Source organism: Burkholderia pyrrocinia, assembly GCF_001028665.1.
Classification (GTDB): Bacteria; Pseudomonadota; Gammaproteobacteria; order Burkholderiales; family Burkholderiaceae; genus Burkholderia; species Burkholderia pyrrocinia.
Genome location: NZ_CP011504.1, coordinates 124280 through 148766, shown reverse-complemented (window position 1 = coordinate 148766; position 24487 = coordinate 124280). Strand labels below are relative to the sequence as shown.

The window sequence follows — 24487 nt, the reverse complement described above, 5'->3', positions numbered from 1 at the left end:
CCTGATGCAACCTGCCGCGCGGCGCGTCGTTCGCGTCGCGCGGCATTCCGCCGGAGCGTGCCCGGCCGGAGAGAACCGTTGAATACGATGACGATCGCGCCTTCCTCGCCGTCGACAGCCGCGCTCAAGCGCGAACTGAAGGCCGCCGAGGCCCGCAAGCGCACGATGGCGCTGATGCTGGTCGCGCCGCTCGCGATTTTCCTGCTGCTGATCTTCGTCGTCCCGATCGGCACGCTGCTCACGCGCGCGGTGCAGAACCCCGAGATCGCGACCGCGTTGCCGAACACGGTCGCCGCGCTGTCCGGCTGGGACCGCAAGACGCCGCCGGCCGACGCCGCGTACGTCGCGCTCGCAGCCGACATGACGAAGGTGGCCGACAGCGAGGCAATGGGCGCGCTCGCGCGGCGCCTGAACACCGAGATTCCCGGTTATCGCTCGCTCGTCGCGAAGACGGCGCGTGCGATGCCGCTGAAGGGCGACAACGATGCCGCCGCCGCGACGCTCACGCCCGCGCAGACGCGCGCGAAATTCATCGAGCTCGACTCACGCTGGGGCGACGTCGCGTACTGGCAGTCGATCGCGAAGAACGGCAGCCAGGTGTCGCCGTTCTACTTGCTCGCCGCGCTCGACCACAAACAGGACGGTTTCGGCCACATCGTGCAGGCCGATCCCGACCAGTCGATCTATGTCGCGATCTTCGGCCGCACGTTCGTGATCGGCATTGCGGTCACGCTGTTCGCGCTGCTGCTCGGCTACCCGCTCGCATACTGGATCTCGACGCTGTCGGAGCGGCGCGCGAACCTCGTGATGATCCTCGTGCTGATTCCGTTCTGGACGTCGGTGCTCGTACGCGTCGCCGCGTGGATCGTGCTGCTGCAGAGCGAAGGGCTCATCAACACGGCGCTGATCGGCAGCGGGATGATCTCGCATCCGCTGACGCTGTTGTTCAATCGCATCGGCGTGTACATCTCGATGACGCACATCCTGCTGCCGTTCATGATCCTGCCGCTGTACAGCGTGATGAAGTCGATCCCGCCGACCTACCAGCGCGCGGCCGTGTCGCTCGGCAGCCATCCGTTCGCCGCGTTCTGGCGCGTGTACGTGCCGCAGACCTATCCGGGCGTCGGCGCGGGCGCGCTGCTCGTGTTCATCCTCGCGATCGGCTACTACATCACGCCCGCGCTGCTCGGCGGGCCGAACGACCAGATGGTCAGCTACTACGTCGCGTACTTCACGAACGTGACGATCAACTGGGGCATGGCGTGTGCGCTCGGCGGGCTGCTGCTCGCGGCGACGCTCGTGCTGTATGCGGTGTACGGGCGCTTCACGCGCACCAACGTGAGCCTCGGTTGAGCGCCGCGCACCAGGAAACGGGAAAGGGAATCCGACCATGAAACTCGCCAGGCCGCTGTTCGCGCCGCACATGTCGTTCGTCGAGCGCGCGTGGTACGTCGCATTGCGCGTGCTCGTCGTGCTGACGCTGCTGTACCTGATCCTGCCGGTGCTCGCGATCGTGCCGCTGTCGTTTTCGTCGAGCACGTTCCTCGTCTATCCGATCCCGGGCTTCTCGATGCGCTGGTACGAGAACCTGATCGCGTCGGACGAGTGGCGGATGGCCGCGAAGAACAGCTTCATCGTCGCGCCGTCGGCCACCGTCGTCGCGACCGTGCTCGGCACGCTCGCCGCGATCGGCCTCACGAAGGCGGACTTCCGCGGCAAGGGGCTGCTGATGGCCGTGCTGCTGTCGCCGATGATCGTGCCGGTCGTCGTGGTCGGCGTCGGCATGTACCTGTTCTTCGCGCCGCTCGGGCTCGCGAACACCTATACGGGGCTGATCGCCGCGCACGCGGCGCTCGGCGTGCCGTTCGTCGTGACGACGGTCGCCGCGACGCTGCAGGGCTTCAACCAGAATCTCGTGCGTGCGAGCCTGTCGCTCGGCGCGAATCCCGTGTCGACGTTTTTCCGCGTGACGCTGCCGGTGATCGCGCCGGGCGTGATGTCGGGCGCGCTGTTCGCGTTCGCGACGTCGTTCGACGAAGTCGTCGTCACGCTGTTCCTCGCGGGTGCGGACCAGACGACGCTGCCGCGCCAGATGTTCACGGGCATCCGCGAGAACATCAGCCCGACGATCGCCGCGCTCGCGACGATCCTGATCATCTTCTCGACGAGCCTGCTGCTCGCGCTCGAATGGCTGCGCGGACGCAATGCGCGGCGCGCGGTGACCTGACCTGATCTGATCTGGCGCGACGGCGGTGCGCGCACGCCATGCTCCGGCGCATTGCCGATGCGTGGTGCCGCCGGCAGACGCGGCCGGACCGGCCGCCAGCGCCGACACGACGAAGCCGGGCACGAGCCCGGAAGGCGACCCGGTGCGCGCCGGATCGTCGATCGTTGTGCGCTCAACGATGCCGCACGCATCGTACGGCATAGCACGGCATAGCACGGCATAGCACGGCATAGCACGGCATAGCACGGCATAGCACGGCATAGCACGGCATAGCACGGCATAGCACGAAGCTTTCGTTCCGCTGACTGACGACGCGGCTGCCTGCAGGTTCGATGCGGCTCTGCAACAATACGGATCGCGGCAGCGCGCCCCGGTCTTGCCGTCCGGGACGCTCGTGGCCGCGCCGCTCAATCCGCGACGCCGCGCGTCGCTCGTCAGCCGAGCCTCATCTTGTCCGAATTCGCATCCTCCGCCGGCGCCCGGGAGCCGGCCGTCAACTGGCGCGCGATGTCCGCCGTGCTGCTGGCCGTCGCGCTCGCGACGCTCGACACCGCGATCGCGAACACCGCGCTGCCCGCGATCGCCGCCGACCTGCATGCGTCGCCGGCCGCGTCCGTGTGGATCATCAATGCGTACCAGCTCGCGATGGTCGCGACGCTGCTGCCGTTCGCGTCGCTCGGCGACATCGTCGGGCACAAGCGCGTGTATATCGCCGGGCTCGCGGTGTTCACGCTCGCATCGCTCGGTTGTTCGCTCGCATCGACGTTGCCGATGCTGACGGCCGCACGGATCGTGCAGGGCTTCGGCGCGAGCGCGATCATGAGCGTCAACGTCGCGCTGATCCGCGGCCTGTTTCCCGCGCACCGGCTCGGGCGCGGCGTCGGCTTCAACGCGCTCGTCGTCGGCGTGTCGTTCGCGGTGGGGCCGACGATCGCGTCGCTGATCCTGTCGGTTGCCGCATGGCCGTGGCTGTTCGCGGTGAACGTGCCGCTCGGCGTGTTCGCGCTTGCAGTGGCGATCCCGTCGCTGCCGCAGACGGCGCGCGGCAAGCATGCGTTCGATCCGGTCGCCGCGCTGTTCAACGTGATCACGTTCGCATCGCTGATCTTCGCGCTCGGCGAATTCGCGCAGCGCGGGCCGCTGCGTATCGTGCTCGCGGCGGCGGCGGTCGCGCTGGTGTTCGGCTGGCTGCTGATCCGCCGCCAGGCCGGGCACCCGGCGCCGATGCTGCCGGTCGACCTGTTTCGCCGGCCCGTGTTCACGCTGTCCGCGCTGACCGCCGTGTGCGCGTTCGCCGCGCAGGGGCTCGCGTTCGTGTCGTTGCCGTTCTATTTCGAAACCGTCCTGCATCGCAACGCGGTCGAGACGGGGTTCCTGATGACGCCGTGGTCGGCGATCGTCGCGCTCGCCGCGCCGATCGCGGGCCGCCTGTCGGATCGATACCCGCCCGGCCTGCTCGGCGCGATCGGGCTTGCGTTGCTGAGCGCGGGCATGGCGTCGCTCGCTGCATTGCCGGTGTCGCCGAACGTATTCGACATCGGCTGGCGGATGATGCTGTGCGGCGCGGGCTTCGGCTTCTTCCAGTCGCCTAACCTGAAGGCGCTGATGTCGAGCGCGCCGCCTGAGCGCAGCGGCGGCGCGAGCGGGATCATCGCGACCGCGCGGCTGATCGGGCAGGCGACCGGTGCGGCGCTCGTCGCGCTGTCGTTCGGGATCGCGGGGCACCACGGGCCGACGCTTGCATTGATGCTCGGTGCGGGTTTCGCCGGGGCCGCGAGCGTCGCGAGCGGGTTGCGGCTGTTTGCGCCGTCGCATCGGAACGGTGTGCCGGCCGCGCCGGAGCGTGTGACGGAGCCGGCGACGGAGTAGGGTGATGCACGAATACCGCGCGACCTGAACGCGACAAAGCCGGCGCGCGGCAAACCACTGCCGCGCGCCGGCCTTTACGCATCGCTCAGAACCCGCCCGACTTGATCAGCTGGTTGAGCTTCGCGATGTTCAGGCTGCCGAAGCCGGTCGTCAAATCCCAGCCGGTGCCGGCGGTGTAGCCATAACCCTGATAGCCGTTGTTCCCCGACACGACGTCATAGCGCACGAGCGACGGGTTCGACGGGATCGCGCCATACAGGTTGCTGGCCGGGAAACCGAGGCCGGTGCCGTTCGCCGCGAGCAGGCGCGCCCAGAAGCCCGTGAAGATCGGCGCGGCGAGACTCGTGCCGCCGATCTGCTGCAACTGGCCGTAGTTGTAGATGTACGCGCCCGTGCTTTGCGCGGCGTCGAACGACACGTCCGGCAACTGGCGGTTGCTGCCCGACTGCCACGACGGCGCCGGCAGGATCGTGCTGACGCCGCCGCCCGTCGCCCACAGCTTGCCGTTGCCGTCGAGGCCTTCGTTCCACACAGTTTCGTTCGAGAAGGCGCCCGACGATGTCGTGTAGAGCGTCGTGCCGCCGATCGCGAGCACGTGCGGCGACGAAGCCGGCCACGACACCGTGTAGTTCGAGCCGTCCGGATAGCCGCGGTTGTTGCACTCGTACACGCCTTCGTCGCCCGACGACACCGAGAACGTCTGGCCTTGCGCCGCGGCCGTCGTGAAGATCTGCTCTTCGGCGTCGATCGTGCCGTCCGCGTTCGCGTCGGTTTCGCACCAGCCGAGCGACACGTTGATCACCTTCGCGGTGTTGTCCGACACCGCGCGGTTGAACGCCTGCGTGAGGCCCGTGTTGCCCGAGGCGTTGAGGTCGGCCATGTAGAACACGAGCTTGCCGACCTGGCCGCCCGCCGAGCCGACGATCGACTGGCTGTCGAGATCCCATTCGCCCTGGCCTTCCTGGTCGTCGCTGTAGCTGCCGCTCGTGCCGTTGGTCTTGACGGTCTGCGTGGAGACCGTGCCGTAACCGTTGCTCGACGTGAACTGCTTCAGGTCCTGCAGCGTCTGCGACACGCCGCCGATCGTGATGATGCCGACGGTCACGCCGGCCGCGGTCGGCACGCCGGTCGCGTTGTAGAGGCCCGGGAATTCCTTCGGATAGTGGCCCGTCGCCGTGCCGGCCGCGAGCGCCTGCGGCTTCGCGACGTTGCCGATGCGCAGCATCGGATGTGCACGCGCGACGCTCTGCAGCCCGAGCACCGAGCCGACGACGTTGCCGAGCGCGCTCGGCACCTGTGCGGTCGATGCGTTCGCGAAGCCCGAGCGGCCCGCGTACTCGAAGTGCACGAGCGACGTGTTGAACGCGGTCTTCACGGTGCCGGCCGTGCCGCGCGCGGACACCAGCAGCCGGTTCGGCGCGACCTCGATGTTCACGAAGCCGCTCTTGCGCAGATAGTCCACGACCGACTTCACCTGCGCGTCGGTCGGCGCATAGCTGGCGAGGAACTGTTCGTGCGTCAGGTACTGACGGTAATGCGCGCTGCCGGGCCGGTTCACGTCGCGCGCCAGCTGCTTGAGCTGCGCGGCATTGCGCAGCTTCAGGCTGACGACGACGTCCGTCGTCTCGCCGGCCGCGAGTTCGAGCGACGGCGCCGCGCTGCGCGCCATCAACTGCGGGCCGGTCAGAAAGGCCTTCGTGTGGGTATCGACCCAGTCCGTCGTCGCGTGCGCTGCGCCGGCGGCGAGCACGAGCGGCCATGCGCACGCAAGGTGGCGGGGCGAAGGAAGGGGCAGGGCAAACCGGGCATTCCTTTTCATCGGGAGTCCTTTTTAGGAGAGACGACGTTGCTGGAGCCCTCAGCCCTTGTGGGGCCGCGAGCGGTGACGAGCGTAGGGTGTCGGTGCCGTTCAGGTAGCTGCCAGTTTCCATAGCTGTCAGTTCTGACATCGGCGTGCGGAATCGCGCGTGGCGCGCGGTGAACGCGGCGAGCGGCGGGTGCCGACGAGGGAACCGGTTCGCGACACGACGGCACGACGACGCGCGACGTTCGCACGCACGAGTCGTTCGTCGCAGCGCCGGAACGTGCGCGATGACGTCGCGGACCGGCATGCGCATGCGTGCTTCGCGACCGGGTGTGGACGCAGGCCGAGTCGCACTATGTGGTCAAACGATGCGACGCGGGCCGAGCCGCTTCGCGCATGCACAAAAACAGGGCCGGCCGATCGCAAACGTTTCCCGAACTGTGGAACAGCGCATGGCCCAGTCTTGCAGGCGGCTTTCGGACGCAAGGCTGTCTTCGCGAATTAGAGCAAACACTCGAATCCGGACGGGCGAAGCAGACGTGATCCGACGGCACGCGAAGCCTTCGGTTAGCCCGCTTCCGGCGCGATTGCGCCCGACGCGAAGCGCGTCGCATGCAGCAGCGGCGCGCATCGGCATCCGCGAAATTCCTTCTTGACTCTTGCCGATCAGCCGATATCCTTCAATCCATAACCAACGGGTTATGAATTTGGACATGCAGAACGCTCACGACATGCTTTTCAGGACGCTTGCCGATCCGACGCGCCGCGCGCTTTTCGAGCGGCTGTGCGTGGAGGGCGAGCTGACGGTTGCCGCGCTGACGGCCCATGCGGGCGTCTCGCAGCCGGCCGTGTCGAAGCATCTCGGCGTACTGAAGCAGGCCGGGCTCGTGAATGACCGTCACGAAGGCCGGCAGACGCACTACAGCGCGCAGCCGCAAGCGCTGACCCCGCTGATCGACTGGACGAGCCAGATGGCAGGCTTTTGGCAGAACCGGTTCGACGCCCTCGAAGATCTGCTCAGAAGGATGGATCAATGAACCAAGCCACTACCGAAACGCGCTCCGTCGTCGTCGAACGGGAGCTCCCTCATCCGCCGGAGAAGATCTGGCGCGCGCTCACGCAACCGCACCTGATCGAGGCGTGGCTGATGAAGAGTGACTTCGAGCCTGTCGCGGGCCGCGCCTTCAGCTTCCGCGCGGACTGGGGCTCGGTCGACTGCACGGTCCTGACGATCGAGCCGCAGCGCGCGCTGTCCTACACGTGGGCTGCGTACGGCCTCGAAAGCGTCGTCACGTGGACACTGACGCCGACGCCGGCCGGCACGCACCTGCGCATGGAGCAGGTCGGCTTCCGCGCGGATCAGGAGCAGGCGTACCGCGGCGCACAGCACGGCTGGGTCGGGTTCTTCGAGTCGCTCGAACAGGTGCTGGCCCGGCCTGACGAAGGCACGGAGGCCCGCGCATGAGTGCAACTGACCTGCAACCGTCGGCGCGCATCGACGCGCTGATCGCCGGCATCGCCGACTGGCGCGGCCCGCTGTTCGCCGACCTTCGTCAGACGATCCTCGCGGCCGACGACGGCATCGTCGAGGACTGGAAATGGATGGGCAGCCCCGTGTGGTCGTGCGACGGGATGATCGCGGTCGCGAACGCGCACAAGGGCAAGGTGAAGCTGACCTTCATGCACGGCGCGCATCTGCCCGATCCCGGCGGGCTGTTCAATGACGGCCTCGACGGCAATGCGCGGCGCGCGATCGACTTCTTCGAAGGCGACCGGATCGACAAGCGGGCGCTGAAGACCCTCGTGCGCGCGGCGATCGAATACAACCGCACGCATCTGAAGAAGAACGCACGAGGCGCGGGGGGCGGCGCGAAGGCGCGCGGCGACAAGGCGGCGTGACGCGCCGGGCAATCGGCAACATCGCGTAACGCGCGCAGGAAAAAAAAGCCCGACACGAGGTCGGGCATCCAAATCGGCCGCAACCGCCGCGAGGCGGCTGCGGCACCTGCAAAAGCAGGGCGCTTACGCTGCGAGCAGCGAGCGCAGCACGAACGGCAGGATACCGCCGTGCTTGTAGTAGTCGACTTCGATCGGCGTATCGATGCGCAGCAGCACCTGCACGCGCTGCGTTTCGCCGTTCTTGCGGTTGATCACGAGCGTGACGTCCTGCTGCGGCTTGAAGTCGTCGCCGAGGCCTTCGATGTCGTACGTCTCGTCGCCGGTGATGCCGAGCGACTGGACGCTGTCCGAGCCCTTGAACTGCAGCGGCAGCACGCCCATGCCGACCAGGTTCGAACGGTGGATGCGTTCGAAGCTGCGTGCGATCACGGCCTTCACGCCGAGCAGTTGCGTGCCCTTCGCGGCCCAGTCGCGCGACGAGCCCGTGCCGTACTCTTCGCCCGCGAACACGACGGTCGGCGTGTCGGCGGCGATGTACTCCATCGCCGCGTCATAGATCGACTGCTGCTCGCCGCTCGGCTGGTGGATCGTCAGGCCGCCTTCGACGCGCGTGCCGTCTGCCTTCACCGGGATCATCAGGTTCTTGATCCGGACGTTCGCGAACGTGCCGCGCATCATCACGTCGTGATTGCCGCGGCGCGAGCCGTAGCTGTTGAAGTCGGCCTTCTGCACGCCGTTTTCCTTCAGCCACTTGCCTGCCGGCGAGTCTTCCTTGATCGAGCCTGCCGGGCTGATGTGGTCGGTCGTGACCGAGTCACCGAAGATGCCCAGTGCGCGCGCGCCCTTGACCGACGGGATCGAAGCGGCCGGTTCCATCGAGAAGTCGTTGCCGAAGAACGGCGGCTCCGCGATGTACGTCGACTTCGGCCAGTCGTAGACCTGGCCCGATTCGCCCTCGATCTTGCTCCAGAGGTCGCCCTTCTTGGTCAGCTTCGCGTAGTTGTCCTCGAACTTCTTCGGATCGAGCGCGAACTTGAGCAGCGCGTGGATTTCATCGCTCGTCGGCCAGATGTCGCCGAGGTAGATGTCGCGGCCGCCCTTGCCCTTGCCGACCGGCTCGGTCATCAGGTCGCGCGTGATGTTGCCGGCGATCGCGTACGCGACGACGAGCGGCGGCGACGCGAGGAAGTTCGCGCGGATGTTCGGGTGGATCCGCGCTTCGAAGTTACGGTTGCCCGACAGCACGGCTGCCGCGACGATGTCGTTCTTCGTGATCGCTTCGTTCAGTTCCGGCGTCAGGTCGCCCGCGTTGCCGATACAGGTCGTGCAGCCGTAGGCCGCGACTTCGAAGCCGAGCTTCGACAGGTAGGGCAGCAGGCCCGTTTTCGTCAGGTACTCGGTGACGATGCGCGATCCCGGCGCGAGCGACGTCTTGATGTGCGGCGCGACGGTCAGGCCGGCTTCGACCGCCTTCTTCGCGAGCAGGCCGGCGGCCAGCAGCACGCTCGGGTTCGACGTGTTCGTGCACGACGTGATCGCGGCGATCAGCACGTCGCCGTTCTTCACGTCGACGCCGTTGCTCGTCGTGTATTGCGTGTTCAGGTCGTCCGCCTTCTTCGCGAAGCCGTTGTCCGCGACCGGCTTCGAGAACAGGTCGGTGAACGTCGACTTGACGTTGCCGATCTCGATGCGGTCCTGCGGGCGCTTCGGGCCGGCCAGCGACGGTGCGACCGTCGCGAGATCCAGCGTCACCGTCTTCGTGTAGTCGATGTCGCCGGCCTTCGGGATGCCGAACAGCTTCTGCGCCTTGAAGTAGTTTTCGAACGCGGCGATTTCCGCCTTCGTGCGGCCGGTGCCTTCGAAGTAGTCGATCGTCTTTTCGTCGACCGGGAAGAAGCCCATCGTCGCGCCGTATTCCGGCGCCATGTTGCCGATCGTTGCGCGGTCCGGCAGCGACAGCGACTTCGTGCCTTCGCCGAAGAATTCGACGAACTTGCCGACGACCTTCTCCTTGCGCAGCATTTCGGTGATCGTCAGTACCAGGTCGGTGGCCGTCACGCCTTCGCGCAGCTTGCCCTTCAGCTCGACGCCGACGACGTCCGGCGTCAGGAAGTACACCGGCTGGCCGAGCATGCCTGCTTCGGCCTCGATGCCGCCGACGCCCCAGCCGACCACGCCGATGCCGTTGATCATCGTCGTGTGGCTGTCCGTGCCGACGAGGGTATCCGGGTAGTACACGGTGTCGCCGCCGTCCGCCTTCTTGTGGACGCCGCGCGCGAGGTATTCGAGGTTCACCTGGTGGACGATGCCGACGCCCGGCGGCACGACCTTGAACGTGTCGAAGGCCTGCATGCCCCACTTCATGAACTGGTAGCGCTCGTTGTTGCGCTGGAATTCCAGTTTCATGTTCAGGTCGAGCGCGTCCTTCTGGCGGAAGTAGTCGATCTGCACCGAGTGGTCGACGACGAGATCGACCGGGACCAGCGGCTCGATCTTCTTCGGGTTCTTGCCCGTGCGCTCGGCGACGCCGCGCATGGCCGCGATGTCGGCGAGCAGCGGCACGCCCGTGAAGTCCTGCAGCACGACGCGCGACACCACGAACGGAATCTCGTCGACGCGCTTCGCGGTCGGCTTCCAGTTCGCGAGCTGCTCGATGTGCTCTTCGGTGATTTTCTTGCCGTCGTAGTTGCGCAGCACGGACTCGAGCACGATACGGATCGACACCGGCAGGCGTTCGATCTTCGTCTTCAGCTCCTTGCCGAGTTGCGGCAGCGAGTAGAACTTGCCTTTGCCGGAACCGCTGTCGAATTCCTTGAGGGTCTTGTGGAGATTGTGGGCCATGGTGATTTTCCTGGGTTTAAGGCTAGGAAACAAAGAGTCCTGTAGATGACCAGGGGGCTGTTTGCGGATGAAACGTGCATGCGTTGCCCCGAGAAAGGCCGCTCGCAAGGACTGCGACGCAGCGAATACTGGACGTATTCGCAAGGAGCGTGACGCAGCGAGCGGCCTTTCTCGGGGCAACCCCAAACTTAAATTTTATTCCACGGGAATGCCCCAAATCGGCCGCATGACGGCGTCGTTCGTCTCTTGTTTGGCACGGCCAAACGGCGCTCCTCACTTCTTGTCCTGCGACCGATTTGGGGCATTCGCATGTACGTTTCATCCGCAAACAGCCCCCTATATCACATACAAGTCGACGTACTCATCGACCGGCATCGCTTCGAGCTTTGCCTGGTCCAGCGACACGTCGAGAATCGCTTGTTGCTGCTTTGCCGGGAAGCGGCGGGCGAGGTTGGTCCGGAACTTCTCGACCAGCAGCGGGATGCCGTCCGCGCGGCGTCGCTTGTGGCCTATCGGATACTCGACCACCACTTCGGCAAGCTTCGATCCGTCCGTGAATTCGATCGTCAGCGCATTCGCGATCGATCGCTTGTCCGGATCGTGGTAATCCTTCGTGAACTGCGGATCCTCGACGCACACGGTTTTCGCGCGCAGCGCGTCGATGCGTGGGTCCGCTGCGGCCGAATCTTCATAGTCGGCCGCGGTCAGCCGGCCGAACAGCAGCGGCACGGCGACCATGTACTGGATGCAGTGGTCGCGGTCGGCCGGATTGGCGAGCGGGCCCTGCTTGTCGATGATGCGGATCGCGGCCGCATGCGTGCGGATCGTGATCCGGCCGATCTCGTCGGTCGTGCGGCCCGCCGCGGCGAGCTGCGCGTGCAGCTGCAGCGCGGCCTCGGCGGCCGTCTGCGCATGGAATTCGGCGGGGAACGCGATCTTGAACAGCACGTTCTCCATCACGTACGTGCCGTACGGGCGCTGGAAGCGGAACGGCTGCCCGTTGAAGAGTACGTCGTAGAAGCCCCAGGTCTTCGCGGTGAGCGCCGACGGGTAGCCCATTTCGCCGGTTTTCGCGATCAGCGCGAGGCGCACCGCGCGGGACGTGGCATCGCCGGCCGCCCACGACTTGCGCGAGCCGGTGTTCGGCGCGTGGCGGTAGGTGCGCAGCGCGTGGCCGTCGACGAACGCGTTGGACACCGCGTTGATCAGCTCGTCGCGCGTGAGCCCGAGCAGCCGGCCGACGACGGCTGTCGACGCGACCTTCACGAGCAGCACGTGGTCGAGCCCGACCGCGTTGAACGAATTCTCGAGTGCGAGGCAGCCCTGGATCTCGTGGGCCTGGATCATCGCGACGAGCACGTCGCGCATCAGGAGCGGCTTCCGGCCGGCCGCGACGGCCGTGCGGGAGAGCCAGTCGGCCGTCGCCAGGATTCCGCCGAGATTGTCGGACGGATGACCCCATTCGGCGGCGAGCCAGGTGTCGTTGAAGTCCAGCCAGCGGATCATCGCGCCGATGCCGAACGCGGCCTGGACGGGATCGAGCTGGAAGGACGTGCCGGGCACCTTCGCGCCGTTCGGCACGATCGTGCCGGGCACGACGGGGCCGAGCAGCTTGGTGCAGGCAGGGTAGGACAGCGCCTCGAGTCCGCATCCGAGCGTGTCGATCAGGCAATGACGCGCCGTCTCCAGCGCGAGCGCGCTGTCGATGCCGGTGTTCAGCACATAGTCGACGATATCGACGAGTACCGTATCCGGAGCAGGGCGGACGTTGGAGACCGGGGCGGACATCGAGGGGCCGGGGGGAACGTGCTTAGTTCGTTGCCGGCTTCAGCTCGTTCGACTGCGTCGGTGCCGGCGTGCCTTGCGCCATTTCCGGCGTCACGCATTCGTCTGCGAGGCGCTCGCCGCCGTTCGCGTCGGAGAACAGCATCGCCTTGGTCGGGATCACGACCAGCTTGAAGCCCGCTGCCGGATCGTAGAACGTGTCGGCGCCCGTCGTCGTGGCCTGACGCGGCAGCTTGTAGTTTTTCTTCGCCCAGTGAACCGTGACGACCTGGTCGCGCTTCATGTCGCCGGCGAGGTCGAACGACAGGCCTTCCTTACAGGCCCACTTGACCGCGCCTTCCGGTACCGTATCGACCTTGGCGGCGGCACGCGCCTGTGCCTTCTTGCTGCGCGGGATGATGCGCTTGGCCGGCGCCGGGCGCTTGGCCGTGGCTTTCTTCGCGGTCGTGGTGGCCGTACCCTGGGCAAACGCGCTCGGAGCCGACACCAGCATCGTGGCGGACAAGGCGCCGATAGCGGTAGCGATCAGGAGTTTCTTCATGGAGTCAGAACCTTTCGATAGTCAGTTGACAAGGGCCGGCAATCGAAGCTGCCGGCCGGTTTGAAACTGCACGCGCCCCGAAAGCGCGCAGCGGCCGCTATTTTCGCCTATTTGGTCGCGCATACATCAGGTTTTCGGGCTCCGTTACGTTTTTTGTCGTTTCGCAAACCTTTGCCCGGTTCGCGCCTCGGTGAATGCATGAAACTCGTGTATCGGCGCGGCGGCGCGCGCTCACTGCACGTCGCCCGCGGCGGCCGGGCCGAACAGCGGCGCGGCCTCGGCCGGTACGGGCTGGCCGGTGGCCCGCGCGCGGCGCAGCACCGACCAGTAATAGCGATAGCTCGCGCGATCGTGCAGCGTATCACCGTGGCGCGTCGGACCCCAGTCGGCGGCCTGCGCGGCCAGCAGGATCTCGGCGGCCAGCGCAACCTCGTCGGTGCGCGGCGCGAAGGCGTCGACGATCGGGTGGATCTGCGCGGGGTGGATGCTCCACATCCGCGTGAACGCGAATTCGTCGCGCGCACGGTGCGCATCGGCGGCGACGACGCTCATGTCGCGCACCTCGGTCGTCACGTTGTGCGACGGCGTCTTGCCGTGCGCGTGGCAGGCCGCGGCGATTTCCAGCTTCGCGCGGCGCACCAGCGGGTGTTCGAACTGGCCGGGCGAGCGCATCGCGGAATCGGGAATCGCGCCGTGGTGCGCGGAGACGAAATCCATCAGACCGAAGCTCAGCGTGCCGACCATCGGCAGCGCGGCGAGGGCGGCCGCCTGCGCGAGCGCGCCGTGCGTCTCGACCAGCACGTCGACCGGGATCGGCTGCGCGATGCCGAGCTCGCGGCGCGCGCCTTCGATGAACGCGGCCATTTCGGCGGCGTCGGCGGCGTTCGCGATCTTCGGGAGCGTGATGTAGGCGGGTGCGCGCGCGGCGCGCAGCACGATGCGGACATCGTCGCGCCAGTGCGGGTGGGAAAAGTCGTGGATCCGGACGCCGACGCGGCCGAAGCGGTTCTCGGCGCTGCCGAGCAGTTCGGCGACGAGTGCCGCGTGCGCGGCTTCCTGGCCGACGGCCGCGCCGTCCTCGCAGTCGAACGTGATGTCGAATACGGGGCCCGTTTCGGCCTGCAGCGCGAGCGACTTGCGCATCAGCTTCTCGCTGCCCGCGTAGTGATCGCAGCATGGCAGGATCGCGGGCGGGGACGCCCCGTCGTACAGCACTTGTGCAGGAGTGAGCGCGGCCATCTCTTCTACGTCAGGGAAGCGGGTCAACGTGGCGAAAATCGGATTCGGGCGCGTTCTGGGCCGGTGCGCGGTGCGCACGAGGCGGCAAAACGTGCCCGGATCGGATCGGGCGGCAGGGCCGGCGTGCGCCGGCCCTGCGTTGACGGGCTGCCCGGAGGCTGCCCGTCGCGGTGCCGGATTTAGTTCTTCAGCAGGTGGGCGACGCCGTCGCGCTCTTCGAGCAGCTCGGCCAGCGTGCCGTCCATCTTCTCGCGCGAGAACGCGTCGATTTCCAGGCCTTCGACGCGCTTGTACTCGCCGTTTTCGCAAACGACCGGCACGCCGTAGATGATGTCTTCGGGGATGCCGTACGAGCCGTCCGACGGGATGCCCATCGTGACCCACTTGCCGTTCGTGCCGAGCACCCAGTCACGGACGTGGTCGATCGCCGCGTTGGCTGCCGACGCTGCCGACGACAGGCCGCGCGCTTCGATGATCGCCGCGCCGCGCTTGCCGACGGTCGGGATGAACGTGTCGCGGTTCCACACGTCGTCGTTGATCAGCTTCAGCATCGATTCGCCTTCGGCGGTCGCGAAGCGGAAGTCCGGGTACATCGTCGGCGAGTGGTTGCCCCACACGGCGAGCTTCTCGATCGATGCGACCGGCTTGCCCGACTTGGCGGCGAGTTGCGACAGCGCGCGGTTGTGGTCGAGGCGCAGCATGGCCGTGAAGTTCTTCTTCGGCAGGTCCGGTGCCGACTTCATCGCGATGTACGCGTTCGTGTTCGCCGGGTTGCCGACGACCAGCACCTTCACGTCGCGGCTCGCGACTTCGTTCAGCGCAGCGCCCTGAACCGTGAAGATTTCGGCGTTCGCCGACAGCAGGTCCTTGCGCTCCATGCCCTTCGAGCGCGGACGTGCACCGACCAGCAGCGCGACGTCTGCATCCTTGAATGCAACCTTCGGATCGTCGGTGATCACGACGCCCGCGAGCAGCGGGAACGCGCAATCGTCGAGTTCCATCACGACGCCTTTGACGGCGGCTTGGGCTTGCGGGAGGTCGAGCAGTTGCAGGATGACCGGCTGGTCCTTGCCGAGCAGGTCGCCGTTCGCGATGCGGAACAGCAGGGAGTAAGCGATTTGACCTGCGGCGCCGGTGACGGCAACGCGCTTTGCGGGCTTAGCCATTGAAAATCTCCAGGACGGGTGAAGCGTTGGACGCTAGCGAAAACGCCATTCTATGCGCGTTGTGCGTAACGTTGCATTGAAGCAGGGCGGAGGACTCGCGATGGCAGACGCGGTGAACCTGGAGACGGCCGTGGCACGTAGCCGGGGACGCGCTCTTGCACCCGCGAACCCTTGCTCGACCGGGAGTGTAGGAGCCGTCTCGCGCAATGTCAAACGGTATCATATGTCTTATATAAGACAGATGTTTTGCGGAAATTGAGTGGACGAAAAAGTGCGGTTTGTGATGAAATGCGCGCCATGACATCGAACCAGGCGAATACCGCGAATCAGACCGGCGCAGGCGGCCCAGGGCAGCCGGGCGCGAGCGATCCCGCACCTTCGCCTGCGGCGTCTCCGTCGCCGACGTTCAGCCCGTTATACCAGCAGATTAAGTCATTGATCACGCAAAGTCTCGAAACCGGCGAATGGAAGCCGGGCGAGATCATTCCGAGCGAAGTGGAGCTCGCGGCCCGTTACAAGGTCAGCCAGGGCACCGTTCGCAAGGCGATCGACGAACTGGCCGCCGAGAACCTCGTGGTCCGGCGGCAGGGCAAGGGCACGTTTGTTGCAACGCACAATGAGGATCGCGCGCAGTTCCGCTTCCTGCGGCTGCTTGCCGACGACGGTGCCGAGCATCCGCACGTGAGCCGCCTGCTCGAATGCCGGCGCCTGCGCGCGCCGGCCGAGATCGCGCGGCAGCTCGACCTGAAGCCGGCCGATCCCGTCGTGCAGGTGCGCCGACTGCTGGAGTTCGAGAACGAAGCGACGGTGCTCGACGAGATCTGGCTGCCGGGCGCGATGTTCCGCGGGCTCACGTTCGAGCGGCTGAGCGAGTACAAGGGGCCGCTCTACGCGATGTTCGAGACGGAGTTCGGCACGCGGATGATCCGCGCGACGGAGAAGATCCGCGCGGTCGCGGCGGAGCCGGCGGTGGCCGACCTGCTGCACGTGCCTGCGGGTTTTCCGTTGCTGTCGGTCGAGCGCGTGTCCTATACATACGGAGACCGGCCGGTGGAAGTGCGTCGCGGCTGGTATGTCACAACCGGGTACTACTATCAGAATGACTTGAGCTGACGACGGTTCGGTTCAGGCCGAGTGCGTTCGCGTTCCCCACGCTCGCGAAGCACGTTTCGGGCCGCCTTTGTTCGTGTTCGCGCAACTATCCAGAGCAGACTTTCGCTGCAGCGCGATATAAAAAGGCGCTAAAATCGCGGATTAGTGTGACAACATAGTAGGGGTCTAGCATGACTGATGCAGTAAGAAAACCGAGGCCGGAATACCGGAACATCGGATTCAGCGATATCACGATGAAATATCGCATGCCGCTGGCAGCGACTTTGTCGATCCTCCATCGAGTCAGCGGCGCGCTGCTGTTCTTGTTCCTGCCTTTCCTGCTGTTCCTCTTCGACCAGAGCCTGACGTCCGAGCTCAGCTTCGAAGTCTTCAAGGCCTTCCTCTCCAACATCGTCGTCAAGCTGATCGTCCTCGCGTTGTCCTGGGCCTTCTTCCACCATTTCTGCGCCGGCATTCGCCACCTGCTGATGGACGTCAACCACGACGCCGTCACGAAGGAAAGCGGCAAGCGGACGGCAGTCGTCGTCTTTGTCGTCTCGATCGCGCTGACGATCGCCATGGCACTCAAACTGTTCGGAGCATTCTAAGAAAATGGCAGCCAATAACCGAATCGGCTCGAAGCGCCTCGTCGTCGGCGCGCACTACGGCCTGCGCGACTGGCTCGCGCAGCGGATCACCGCCACGATCATGGCGGTCTACACGGTCATCCTGCTCGTCCTGTTCTTCGGCGCGCACGACTTCTCGTACGAAGGCTGGGCGTCGATCTTCTCCGCGCAATGGATGAAGCTCGCGACCTTCGTGATGCTGCTTTCCCTCTTCTACCACGCGTGGGTCGGCGTGCGCGACATCTGGATGGATTACGTGAAGCCCGTCGGTGTGCGCCTGCTGCTGCAATCGCTGACCATCGTCTGGCTGCTCGCATGTGCGGGCTACGCCGCGCAGATTCTCTGGAGAGTGTAAAGAATGGCTGCAATCAAAACTTCCCTCCCGCGTCGCAAGTTCGACGTCGTGATCGTCGGCGCGGGCGGCTCCGGCTTGCGCGCAGCGCTGCAACTGTCGCGCGCGGGCCTGTCGGTCGGCGTGCTGTCGAAGGTGTTCCCGACGCGTTCGCACACGGTGGCCGCGCAGGGCGGCATCGGCGCGTCGCTCGGCAACATGAGCGAAGACAACTGGCACTTCCACTTCTACGACACGATCAAGGGCTCCGACTGGCTCGGCGACCAGGACGCGATCGAGTTCATGTGCCGTGAAGCGCCGAACGTCGTGTACGAACTCGAGCACTTCGGCATGCCGTTCGACCGCAACGCGGACGGCACGATCTACCAGCGCCCGTTCGGCGGCCACACCGCGAACTACGGCGAGAAGCCGGTCCAGCGCGCGTGCGCGGCCGCCGATCGTACCGGTCACGCGCTGCTGCACACGCTGTACCAGCAGAACGTCGAAGCGAAGACGCAGTTCTTCGTCGAATGGATGGCGCTCGACCTGATCCGCGACGCGGACGGCGACGTGCTCGGCGTGACGGCCCTCGAGATGGAGACGGGTGACGTCTACATCATGGAAGGCAAGACGACGCTGTTCGCGACGGGCGGCGCAGGCCGGATCTTCGCGGCATCGACCAACGCGTTCATCAACACCGGCGACGGCCTCGGCATGGCCGCGCGTTCGGGCATCGCGCTGCAGGACATGGAGTTCTGGCAGTTCCACCCGACCGGCGTGGCCGGCGCGGGCGTGCTGATCACCGAAGGCGTGCGCGGCGAAGGCGGCATCCTGCGCAACGCGAACGGCGAGCGCTTCATGGAGCGCTATGCACCGACGCTGAAGGATCTGGCGCCGCGTGACTTCGTGTCGCGCTCGATGGACCAGGAAATCAAGGAAGGCCGCGGCGTCGGTCCGAACAAGGATCACGTGCTGCTCGACCTGTCGCACATCGGCGCCGAGACGATCATGAAGCGTCTGCCGTCGATCCGCGAAATCGCGCTGAAGTTCGCGAACGTCGATGCGATCAAGGAACCGATCCCGGTCGTCCCGACGATCCACTACCAGATGGGCGGCATCCCGACCAACATCCACGGTCAGGTCGTCGGCACGTCGCGCGATCACAAGGAACCGGTCAACGGCTTCTACGCAGTGGGCGAATGCTCGTGCGTGTCCGTGCACGGCGCGAACCGCCTCGGCACGAACTCGCTGCTGGACCTCGTGGTGTTCGGCCGTGCGGCCGGCAACCACATCGTCGAGCACGTGAAGAGCCAGAAGGAACACAAGCCGCTGCCGGCCGATGCAGGCGAGTACTCGCTGGCGCGCCTGAACAAGCTCGACAAATCGTCGTCGGGCGAATACACGCAGGACGTCGCGAACGACATCCGCGCGACGATGCAGAAGCACGCAGGCGTGTTCCGCACGTCGGCGCTGCTGAAGGAAGGCGTCGACCAGATGGCCGGCCTGGCGGCACGCGTGGAAAACATCCACCTGAAGGACAAGTCGAAGGTGTTCAACACCGCGCGCGTCGAAGCGCTCGAGCTGGAGAACCTGATCGAAGTCGCCCGCGCGACGATGGTGTCGGCGGAAGCGCGCAAGGAAAGCCGTGGCGCGCACGCACACAGCGACTACGAACACCGCGACGACGAGAACTGGCTGCGCCACACGCTGTGGTACAGCGAAGGCGATCGCCTCGACTACAAGCCGGTTCAAATGAAGCCGCTGACGGTCGAATCCGTGCCGCCGAAGCCGCGCACGTTCTAAGCCGAGTCAAAGGAATCCGAAATGGCAAAACGCATTTTTGAAGTCTACCGCTACGATCCGGACAAGGACGCAGCGCCGCGCATGCAGACGTATGAGCTCGAGATCCAGCACGAGCGCATGCTGCTCGACGCACTGGTCAAGCTGAAGGCACTCGACGAAACGCTGTCGTTCCGCCGTTCGTGCCGCGAAGGCGTGTGCGGTTCGGACGCGATGAACATCAACGGCAAGAACGGTCTCGCGTGCCTGACGAACCTGAACGACCTGCCGCAGAAGATCGTGCTGCGTCCGCTGCCGGGCCTGCCCGTCGTGCGCGACCTGATCGTCGACATGACGCACTTCTTCAACCAGTACCACTCGATCAAGCCGTACCTGATCAACGACGCGCCGCCGCCGGAGAAGGAACGCCTCCAGTCGCCGGAAGAGCGCGACGAGCTCGACGGCGTGTACGAGTGCATTCTGTGCGCGAGCTGCTCGACGTCGTGCCCGAGCTTCTGGTGGAACCCGGACAAGTTCGTCGGCCCGGCCGGCCTGCTGCAGGCTTACCGCTTCATCGCGGACAGCCGCGACACGGCCACCGGCGAACGTCTCGACAACCTGGAAGATCCGTACCGTCTGTTCCGTTGCCACACGATCATGAACTGCGTCGATGTCTGCCCGAAGGGCCTGAACCCGACGAAGGCGATCGGCAAGATCAAGGAACTGATGGTTCGCCGCGCGGTTTAAGGTTGCAATGAGCGACGATTCGCATCAATCCGACCCGCACCGCCGCGCGCGCCTTCGCTGGCGCGCGCGGCGGGGTCTGCTGGAAAACGACATCATCTTCGAGCGTTTCTTCGGCAGATACGAGCATGACCTCACCGATGCAGACGTAGGCGCGTTGTCGCGCCTGCTCGATCTGAGCGACAACGACCTGATGGACTTGCTCCTCGCGCGCAAGGAACCAGAGGGCGACCTAGACAGCCCGGAGATTCACCGGCTGTTGGAGATGCTGCGCAACGTGTAACGCGTTACGCCCGTTATCGAATCCCGTTTCTTTATTTCGATTGAGGATGTGCCATGACTCCGTCTGATGTTAAAGCCACGCTATCGTTCAGCGACAACTCGCCGAGCGTCGAACTGCCGATCTACAAGGGCACGATGGGCCCGGACGTGATCGACATCCGCAAGCTGTACGGCCAGACCGGCAAGTTCACGTACGACCCGGGCTTCATGTCGACGGCAGCTTGTAATTCGGCGATCACGTACATCGACGGCGACAAGGGCGAGCTGCTGTACCGCGGCTACCCGATCGACAACCTCGCGCAAAATGCGGACTTCCTCGAAAGCTGCTACCTGCTGCTGAAGGGCGAGCTGCCGAACGCAGCGCAGAAGAAGGAATTCGTCGACACCGTCACGAAGCACACGATGGTGCACGAGCAGATGCACTTCTTCTTCCGTGGCTTCCGCCGCGACGCGCACCCGATGGCGATCCTGGTCGCCGCGGTCGGCGCGCTGTCCGCGTTCTACCACGACTCGCTCGACATCAACGACCCGCGTCACCGCGAAGTGTCGGCGATCCGCATGATCGCGAAGCTGCCGACGCTCGTCGCGATGGCGTACAAGTACAGCATCGGCCAGCCGTTCGTGTATCCGAAGAACTCGCTGTCGTACAGCGCGAACTTCATGCACATGATGTTCTCGAACCCGTGCGAAGAGTACAAGGTCAACGACGTGCTCGTCCGCGCACTCGACCGCATCCTGATCCTGCACGCCGACCACGAGCAGAACGCATCGACGTCGACGGTCCGCCTGGCCGGTTCGTCGGGCGCGAACCCGTTCGCATGTATCGCGGCCGGTATCGCCTGTCTGTGGGGCCCGGCGCACGGTGGTGCGAACGAAGCCGCGCTGAACATGCTCGAGCAGATCGGTTCGCCGGACAACATCCCCGAATTCATCAAGCAGGTGAAGGACAAGAATTCGGGCGTGAAGCTGATGGGCTTCGGTCACCGCGTGTACAAGAACTACGACCCGCGTGCGAAGCTGATGCGCGAGACGTGCTACGAAGTGCTGAACGAACTGGGCCTGCACGACGACCCGCTGTTCAAGCTCGCGATGCAGCTCGAGAAGATCGCGCTGGAAGACGAATACTTCGTGTCGCGCAAGCTGTACCCGAACGTCGACTTCTACTCGGGCATCGTCCAGCGCGCGCTGGGCATCCCGACGTCGATGTTCACGTGTATCTTCGCGATGGCACGTACGGTCGGCTGGATCGCACAGTGGAACGAAATGATTGGCGATCCCGAGCAGAAGATCGGCCGTCCGCGCCAGCTGTTCATCGGCGATACGCCGCGCGAAGCGAAGTCGATCGACGCACGTTAAGTCGTGCGCGGCGCGACGGCCGGCAGGCCGCTCGCGTCGGGCAATCGCAACGCCACGACACCCCGGTGGGTTTATCCCGCCGGGGTGTTTTCATTTGCGGGCCGGATTTGCGCGGTGCTCCAGCGACGGCGGCCGTGTGTCGAGTGCCGGTGCGTTTTCGTCGGGGGCGTGGCCGTGCTGCAGGAAGAACTGCCGGTATGCGCCCGGGGTCATCCCGCGCGCGGCGAGGAACTGGCGGTTGAAGTTCGCGGCATTCGGAATGCCGCAGCGCGCAGCCACCGTCGCGATCGGCCAGTCGGTGCCGACGAGATGACGGCACGCGTGCGCGAGCCGCAGCCGCTGCACATGGCGGCCGACGCTTTCGCCGAGATGCCGGACGAACAGGCGCTGCAGCGTGCGCTCGGACATATGCGCGGCAGCCGCGAGGGCATCGATGCGCAGCGGTTCGTGGAAGCACCGGTCGATCGCGTCGAGCACGCGATCGAGGCGCTCGGCTTCCGGCGCGGCCACGTCGGCGCGCGGTGTCGTGCCGTCGGGCCGGTCGTACGCGTGCGCGGTGGCGAGCGGCTCGCCGCCGGCTTCCGCGAGATCGGCGAGCGTGTCGAGTGCGGCCGCGAGTCGTACGCGCGGAGCCGGATCGAGCAACTGCGGCAGCCGTGCACGCATCGCGCGGGCCGTGTCGGTGTCGAAGCGCAGGCCCGGCGCCGCGCGCCGCAGCAGCGAGCGCAGCGGCGCGTATTCGGGGCAGCAGTCGGCGAGCCGCCGCACCCAGTCGCCGTCGAACCAGACGACGAGCGCGACCTCGGGCGCATCGTGATCGATGCGTGCATTCGACGACCAGGTATGCGGCAGGTTGGGCGGCACGAGCACCAGGTCGTCGTCCGCATAGCGCGCGACGTGATCGCCGATGAAGCGCTGGCCGCGGCTGTTGAGCGTCAGCGTCAGCTCGTATTCGGGATGGCGGTGCCATTCGAACGGGATGCGCGCGAGCTGGCGGTGGTACACGCGGATCGAACAGCCGGGAGCGAACGTCACGTGTTCGTACTGCGGTTTCATCGCGGCCTCCGGGTGGGGCGGGCTGCGCGCCGTGGCATGATCGTGAGCGATCGTCACCACGGAGCGATGCCATGTTTTCACATGTTTGCGTGGGCGTCAGCGATACGACGCGCGCCTACGATTTCTATGCGCCGCTGTTCGCGGAACTCGGGTTGCGCCTGAAGTTCCGCGAGCCGGACGGCTGGTCCGGCTGGATGCCGGCCGACGCCGACCGGCCGCTGTTCTTCTTCGGCCAGCCGCTCGACGGCCGCGCACCCGAACCGGGCAATGGCCATACGATCGCGTTCAACGCGCCGACGCGCGCGCACGTCGACCGCTGCCACGCGCTCGCGCTGCGGCATGGCGGCACCTGCGAAGGGCCGCCGGGCCTGCGGCCGCATTACCACACCGACTACTACGGCGCCTATTTCCGCGACCCGGACGGCAACAAGCTCTGCGTGGTCTGCCATCGCCACGAGTAAGGTACGGTTGTCGGGATTGTATCGATAGTTGGCCGGATAGCGGTGATGACGGTCGTGCGCCGGCCGTACGCTGACAGCACATCACGACACGTTTCAGCGAGGAGACCACGATGCAACTGATGATTGACGATCTGCCGGCCGCAATTCGAGCGGCGAAACAGGCGTTGCGCGCCGACCTGCCCGGTTACGCGGCCACGTTCCGCGAACTGGAAGGCGACATCGCGCGGCAGGTCGACGCGATCCGCCGCGCGCATGCGCATGGCCGCGACGTGATTCCGGTGGTGCCGTTCGCGGATATCGCGGGCGGCACCGTCGATCCGCATTCGATTGCCGCGATCCGCACGCATGGCGCGGTCGTGATTCGCGGCGTGTTCGATGCGCAGCAGGCGCGCGACTGGAACGACGAGATCGGCGCGTATCTGGATTCGAACCGTTTCACCGACCGGCTGCATGCGCGTGCCGAGGATCGCTATTTCGGCAACCTCGCGTCGGGCAAGCCGCAGATCTACGGCGTCTACTGGTCGAAGCCGCAGGTGGCCGCGCGCCAGTCGCCGGCGCTCACGCAGGCGCGCGTGTTCCTGAACCGCCTGTGGCGGCATGCGGACGGCGCGCGCACGCATTTCGATCCCGACCAGGTGCCCGCCTATGCGGACCGGATTCGCCGCCGGCCGCCGGGGGCGACGTCGCTCGGGCTGTCGCCGCATGTCGACGGCGGCTCCGTCGAACGCTGGCTCGGCGCGAACTTCCGCCAGGTCTATCGCCACGTGCTGGCCGGCCGCTGGCGCGATTACGACCCGTTCGACGCCGCGTTCCGTCCCGATGTCGAGGAGATTCCGTCGCCGGCCGTGTGTTCGATGTTCCGCACGTTCCAGGGATGGACCGCGCTGACGCCACAGGGGCCCGGCGACGGCACGCTGCAACTGATCCCGGTCGCGAACGCGATGGCCTATGTGGTGCTGCGCGCGCTGCAGGACGATGTCGCCGACGACGACCTGTGCGGCGCACGTCCCGGCCGCGCGCTGTCGATCCGGCCCGAATGGCACGCGCTGCTGCTCGACGGGCTGGTGCCGATCCCGCACATGGAGCCGGGCGACGCGGTGTTCTGGCACGGCGACGTCGTGCATGCGGTCGAGGATGCGCATCGCGGCAGCGGCGACAGCAACGTGATGTATATCGCGGCCGCACCCGGCTGCGCGAAGAACGACGCGTACCTGCGGCGCCAGTTGCCCGCGTTCTTGCGCGGCGAGAGCCCGCCCGATTTCCCGGCCGATCATTTCGAGGTCGAATTCGACGGGCGTGGCGGGGAGGGCGATCTCACGGCGCTCGGCCGCTCGCAGATGGGGTTCGGGCCCGGCGCGTAACGGGCGCGCCGCATACGAACGCGGCCGT

22 protein-coding genes are annotated in these 24487 nt (G+C 66.1%); 15 read left to right on the top strand and 7 right to left on the bottom strand.

Features of this window, described 5'->3' with window-relative positions; all coding sequences use genetic code 11:
* Nucleotides 1-87: 87 nt before the first annotated feature.
* From ABD05_RS17030 to ABD05_RS17020, 3 genes are all read left to right on the top strand, one after another.
* A complete protein-coding gene (locus ABD05_RS17030) occupies nucleotides 88-1353 on the top strand; it encodes an ABC transporter permease (RefSeq protein WP_047903608.1) in 1266 nt (421 codons plus the stop codon).
* A 37-nt stretch (nucleotides 1354-1390) separates the two neighbouring features.
* A complete protein-coding gene (locus ABD05_RS17025; protein WP_047901362.1) occupies nucleotides 1391-2227 on the top strand; it encodes an ABC transporter permease in 837 nt (278 codons plus the stop codon).
* Nucleotides 2228-2677: 450 nt separating this feature from the next.
* Nucleotides 2678-4096, top strand: a complete 1419-nt coding sequence (locus ABD05_RS17020; protein ID WP_082146141.1) for an MFS transporter — start codon at nucleotides 2678-2680, stop codon at nucleotides 4094-4096.
* 85 nt (nucleotides 4097-4181) lie between these two features.
* Here ABD05_RS17020 and ABD05_RS17015 read toward each other — a convergent pair whose 3' ends face one another.
* The gene (locus ABD05_RS17015; RefSeq protein ID WP_047901361.1) at nucleotides 4182-5915 is read right to left on the bottom strand and encodes a S53 family peptidase; all 1734 of its coding nucleotides are present in this window, start codon (nucleotides 5913-5915) and stop codon (nucleotides 4182-4184) included.
* A gap of 698 nt (nucleotides 5916-6613) precedes the next feature.
* On the opposite strand from ABD05_RS17015, the gene ABD05_RS17010 reads away from it, so the two are divergent.
* The 3 genes from ABD05_RS17010 to ABD05_RS17000 are packed head-to-tail and all read left to right on the top strand — an operon-like array spanning nucleotide 6614 to nucleotide 7799.
* On the top strand, nucleotides 6614-6937 hold the full coding sequence (locus ABD05_RS17010; protein ID WP_047903606.1) for an ArsR/SmtB family transcription factor: 324 nt from the start codon (nucleotides 6614-6616) through the stop codon (nucleotides 6935-6937).
* The gene (locus ABD05_RS17005) at nucleotides 6934-7365 is read left to right on the top strand and encodes an SRPBCC family protein (protein ID WP_047901360.1); all 432 of its coding nucleotides are present in this window, start codon (nucleotides 6934-6936) and stop codon (nucleotides 7363-7365) included. The genes ABD05_RS17010 and ABD05_RS17005 overlap by 4 nt, the downstream gene beginning before the upstream one ends.
* Nucleotides 7362-7799, top strand: a complete 438-nt coding sequence (locus tag ABD05_RS17000) for a DUF1801 domain-containing protein (RefSeq protein ID WP_047901359.1) — start codon at nucleotides 7362-7364, stop codon at nucleotides 7797-7799. The genes ABD05_RS17005 and ABD05_RS17000 overlap by 4 nt, the downstream gene beginning before the upstream one ends.
* 123 nt (nucleotides 7800-7922) lie before the next feature.
* On the opposite strand, the gene acnA is transcribed toward ABD05_RS17000, so the two are convergent.
* From acnA to ABD05_RS16975, 5 genes are all read right to left on the bottom strand, one after another.
* Nucleotides 7923-10640 carry an aconitate hydratase AcnA gene (acnA, locus tag ABD05_RS16995; protein WP_047901358.1) on the bottom strand — a complete coding sequence of 906 codons (2718 nt, stop codon included), beginning with the start codon at nucleotides 10638-10640 and terminating at the stop codon, nucleotides 7923-7925.
* Nucleotides 10641-10976: 336 nt separating this feature from the next.
* Complete coding sequence (locus tag ABD05_RS16990) at nucleotides 10977-12428, bottom strand: bifunctional 2-methylcitrate dehydratase/aconitate hydratase (RefSeq protein ID WP_047901357.1); 1452 nt, start codon at nucleotides 12426-12428, stop codon at nucleotides 10977-10979.
* Between the two features lie 22 nt (nucleotides 12429-12450).
* Nucleotides 12451-12966, bottom strand: coding sequence for a hypothetical protein (locus ABD05_RS16985; protein ID WP_047901356.1), 516 nt, complete (start codon nucleotides 12964-12966; stop codon nucleotides 12451-12453).
* Nucleotides 12967-13197: 231 nt separating this feature from the next.
* The gene (locus ABD05_RS16980) at nucleotides 13198-14205 is read right to left on the bottom strand and encodes an HpcH/HpaI aldolase/citrate lyase family protein (RefSeq protein ID WP_047901355.1); all 1008 of its coding nucleotides are present in this window, start codon (nucleotides 14203-14205) and stop codon (nucleotides 13198-13200) included.
* Between the two features lie 179 nt (nucleotides 14206-14384).
* On the bottom strand, nucleotides 14385-15371 hold the full coding sequence (locus ABD05_RS16975; RefSeq protein WP_034180017.1) for a malate dehydrogenase: 987 nt from the start codon (nucleotides 15369-15371) through the stop codon (nucleotides 14385-14387).
* A gap of 288 nt (nucleotides 15372-15659) precedes the next feature.
* On the opposite strand from ABD05_RS16975, the gene ABD05_RS16970 reads away from it, so the two are divergent.
* The 7 genes from ABD05_RS16970 (at nucleotide 15660) to gltA (ending at nucleotide 21581) form a co-directional block, all read left to right on the top strand.
* A complete protein-coding gene (locus tag ABD05_RS16970) occupies nucleotides 15660-16484 on the top strand; it encodes a GntR family transcriptional regulator (protein WP_047901354.1) in 825 nt (274 codons plus the stop codon).
* Between the two features lie 170 nt (nucleotides 16485-16654).
* The gene (gene sdhC / locus ABD05_RS16965; RefSeq protein WP_047901353.1) at nucleotides 16655-17071 is read left to right on the top strand and encodes a succinate dehydrogenase, cytochrome b556 subunit; all 417 of its coding nucleotides are present in this window, start codon (nucleotides 16655-16657) and stop codon (nucleotides 17069-17071) included.
* A gap of 4 nt (nucleotides 17072-17075) precedes the next feature.
* Nucleotides 17076-17444, top strand: a complete 369-nt coding sequence (gene sdhD / locus ABD05_RS16960) for a succinate dehydrogenase, hydrophobic membrane anchor protein (RefSeq protein WP_034180015.1) — start codon at nucleotides 17076-17078, stop codon at nucleotides 17442-17444.
* Between the two features lie 3 nt (nucleotides 17445-17447).
* A complete protein-coding gene (gene sdhA / locus ABD05_RS16955; protein WP_047901352.1) occupies nucleotides 17448-19223 on the top strand; it encodes a succinate dehydrogenase flavoprotein subunit in 1776 nt (591 codons plus the stop codon).
* Between the two features lie 21 nt (nucleotides 19224-19244).
* Nucleotides 19245-19946 (top strand): succinate dehydrogenase iron-sulfur subunit, encoded by a 702-nt coding sequence (locus ABD05_RS16950; protein WP_006479352.1) that lies wholly within the window; start codon nucleotides 19245-19247, stop codon nucleotides 19944-19946.
* Nucleotides 19947-19953: 7 nt separating this feature from the next.
* Nucleotides 19954-20226 carry an FAD assembly factor SdhE gene (locus ABD05_RS16945; RefSeq protein WP_006754979.1) on the top strand — a complete coding sequence of 91 codons (273 nt, stop codon included), beginning with the start codon at nucleotides 19954-19956 and terminating at the stop codon, nucleotides 20224-20226.
* 53 nt (nucleotides 20227-20279) lie between these two features.
* On the top strand, nucleotides 20280-21581 hold the full coding sequence (gene gltA / locus ABD05_RS16940) for a citrate synthase (protein ID WP_047901351.1): 1302 nt from the start codon (nucleotides 20280-20282) through the stop codon (nucleotides 21579-21581).
* A gap of 90 nt (nucleotides 21582-21671) precedes the next feature.
* On the opposite strand, the gene ABD05_RS16935 is transcribed toward gltA, so the two are convergent.
* Nucleotides 21672-22637: a helix-turn-helix domain-containing protein gene (locus tag ABD05_RS16935; RefSeq protein WP_047903605.1), complete on the bottom strand. Its 966-nt coding sequence runs from the start codon at nucleotides 22635-22637 to the stop codon at nucleotides 21672-21674.
* 71 nt (nucleotides 22638-22708) lie between these two features.
* Here ABD05_RS16935 and ABD05_RS16930 point away from each other — a divergent pair, with 71 nt between their 5' ends.
* Complete coding sequence (locus ABD05_RS16930) at nucleotides 22709-23098, top strand: VOC family protein (protein WP_047901350.1); 390 nt, start codon at nucleotides 22709-22711, stop codon at nucleotides 23096-23098.
* A gap of 110 nt (nucleotides 23099-23208) precedes the next feature.
* On the top strand, nucleotides 23209-24459 hold the full coding sequence (locus ABD05_RS16925) for a DUF1479 domain-containing protein (RefSeq protein WP_047901349.1): 1251 nt from the start codon (nucleotides 23209-23211) through the stop codon (nucleotides 24457-24459).
* Nucleotides 24460-24487 lie beyond the last annotated feature (28 nt).

Coding starts and splice junctions, on each gene's coding strand:
- ABD05_RS17030 (WP_047903608.1), top strand. CDS start 88: ATGACGATCGCGCCTTCCTCGCCGTCGACAGCCGCGCTCAAGCGCGAA.
- ABD05_RS17025 (WP_047901362.1), top strand. CDS start 1,391: ATGAAACTCGCCAGGCCGCTGTTCGCGCCGCACATGTCGTTCGTCGAG.
- ABD05_RS17015 (WP_047901361.1), bottom strand. CDS start 5,915: ATGAAAAGGAATGCCCGGTTTGCCCTGCCCCTTCCTTCGCCCCGCCAC.
- ABD05_RS17010 (WP_047903606.1), top strand. CDS start 6,614: ATGCAGAACGCTCACGACATGCTTTTCAGGACGCTTGCCGATCCGACG.
- ABD05_RS17005 (WP_047901360.1), top strand. CDS start 6,934: ATGAACCAAGCCACTACCGAAACGCGCTCCGTCGTCGTCGAACGGGAG.
- ABD05_RS17000 (WP_047901359.1), top strand. CDS start 7,362: ATGAGTGCAACTGACCTGCAACCGTCGGCGCGCATCGACGCGCTGATC.
- acnA (WP_047901358.1), bottom strand. CDS start 10,640: ATGGCCCACAATCTCCACAAGACCCTCAAGGAATTCGACAGCGGTTCC.
- ABD05_RS16990 (WP_047901357.1), bottom strand. CDS start 12,428: ATGTCCGCCCCGGTCTCCAACGTCCGCCCTGCTCCGGATACGGTACTC.
- ABD05_RS16985 (WP_047901356.1), bottom strand. CDS start 12,966: ATGAAGAAACTCCTGATCGCTACCGCTATCGGCGCCTTGTCCGCCACG.
- ABD05_RS16980 (WP_047901355.1), bottom strand. CDS start 14,205: ATGGCCGCGCTCACTCCTGCACAAGTGCTGTACGACGGGGCGTCCCCG.
- ABD05_RS16975 (WP_034180017.1), bottom strand. CDS start 15,371: ATGGCTAAGCCCGCAAAGCGCGTTGCCGTCACCGGCGCCGCAGGTCAA.
- ABD05_RS16970 (WP_047901354.1), top strand. CDS start 15,660: ATGCGCGCCATGACATCGAACCAGGCGAATACCGCGAATCAGACCGGC.
- sdhC (WP_047901353.1), top strand. CDS start 16,655: ATGACTGATGCAGTAAGAAAACCGAGGCCGGAATACCGGAACATCGGA.
- sdhD (WP_034180015.1), top strand. CDS start 17,076: ATGGCAGCCAATAACCGAATCGGCTCGAAGCGCCTCGTCGTCGGCGCG.
- sdhA (WP_047901352.1), top strand. CDS start 17,448: ATGGCTGCAATCAAAACTTCCCTCCCGCGTCGCAAGTTCGACGTCGTG.
- ABD05_RS16950 (WP_006479352.1), top strand. CDS start 19,245: ATGGCAAAACGCATTTTTGAAGTCTACCGCTACGATCCGGACAAGGAC.
- ABD05_RS16945 (WP_006754979.1), top strand. CDS start 19,954: ATGAGCGACGATTCGCATCAATCCGACCCGCACCGCCGCGCGCGCCTT.
- gltA (WP_047901351.1), top strand. CDS start 20,280: ATGACTCCGTCTGATGTTAAAGCCACGCTATCGTTCAGCGACAACTCG.
- ABD05_RS16935 (WP_047903605.1), bottom strand. CDS start 22,637: ATGAAACCGCAGTACGAACACGTGACGTTCGCTCCCGGCTGTTCGATC.
- ABD05_RS16930 (WP_047901350.1), top strand. CDS start 22,709: ATGTTTTCACATGTTTGCGTGGGCGTCAGCGATACGACGCGCGCCTAC.
- ABD05_RS16925 (WP_047901349.1), top strand. CDS start 23,209: ATGCAACTGATGATTGACGATCTGCCGGCCGCAATTCGAGCGGCGAAA.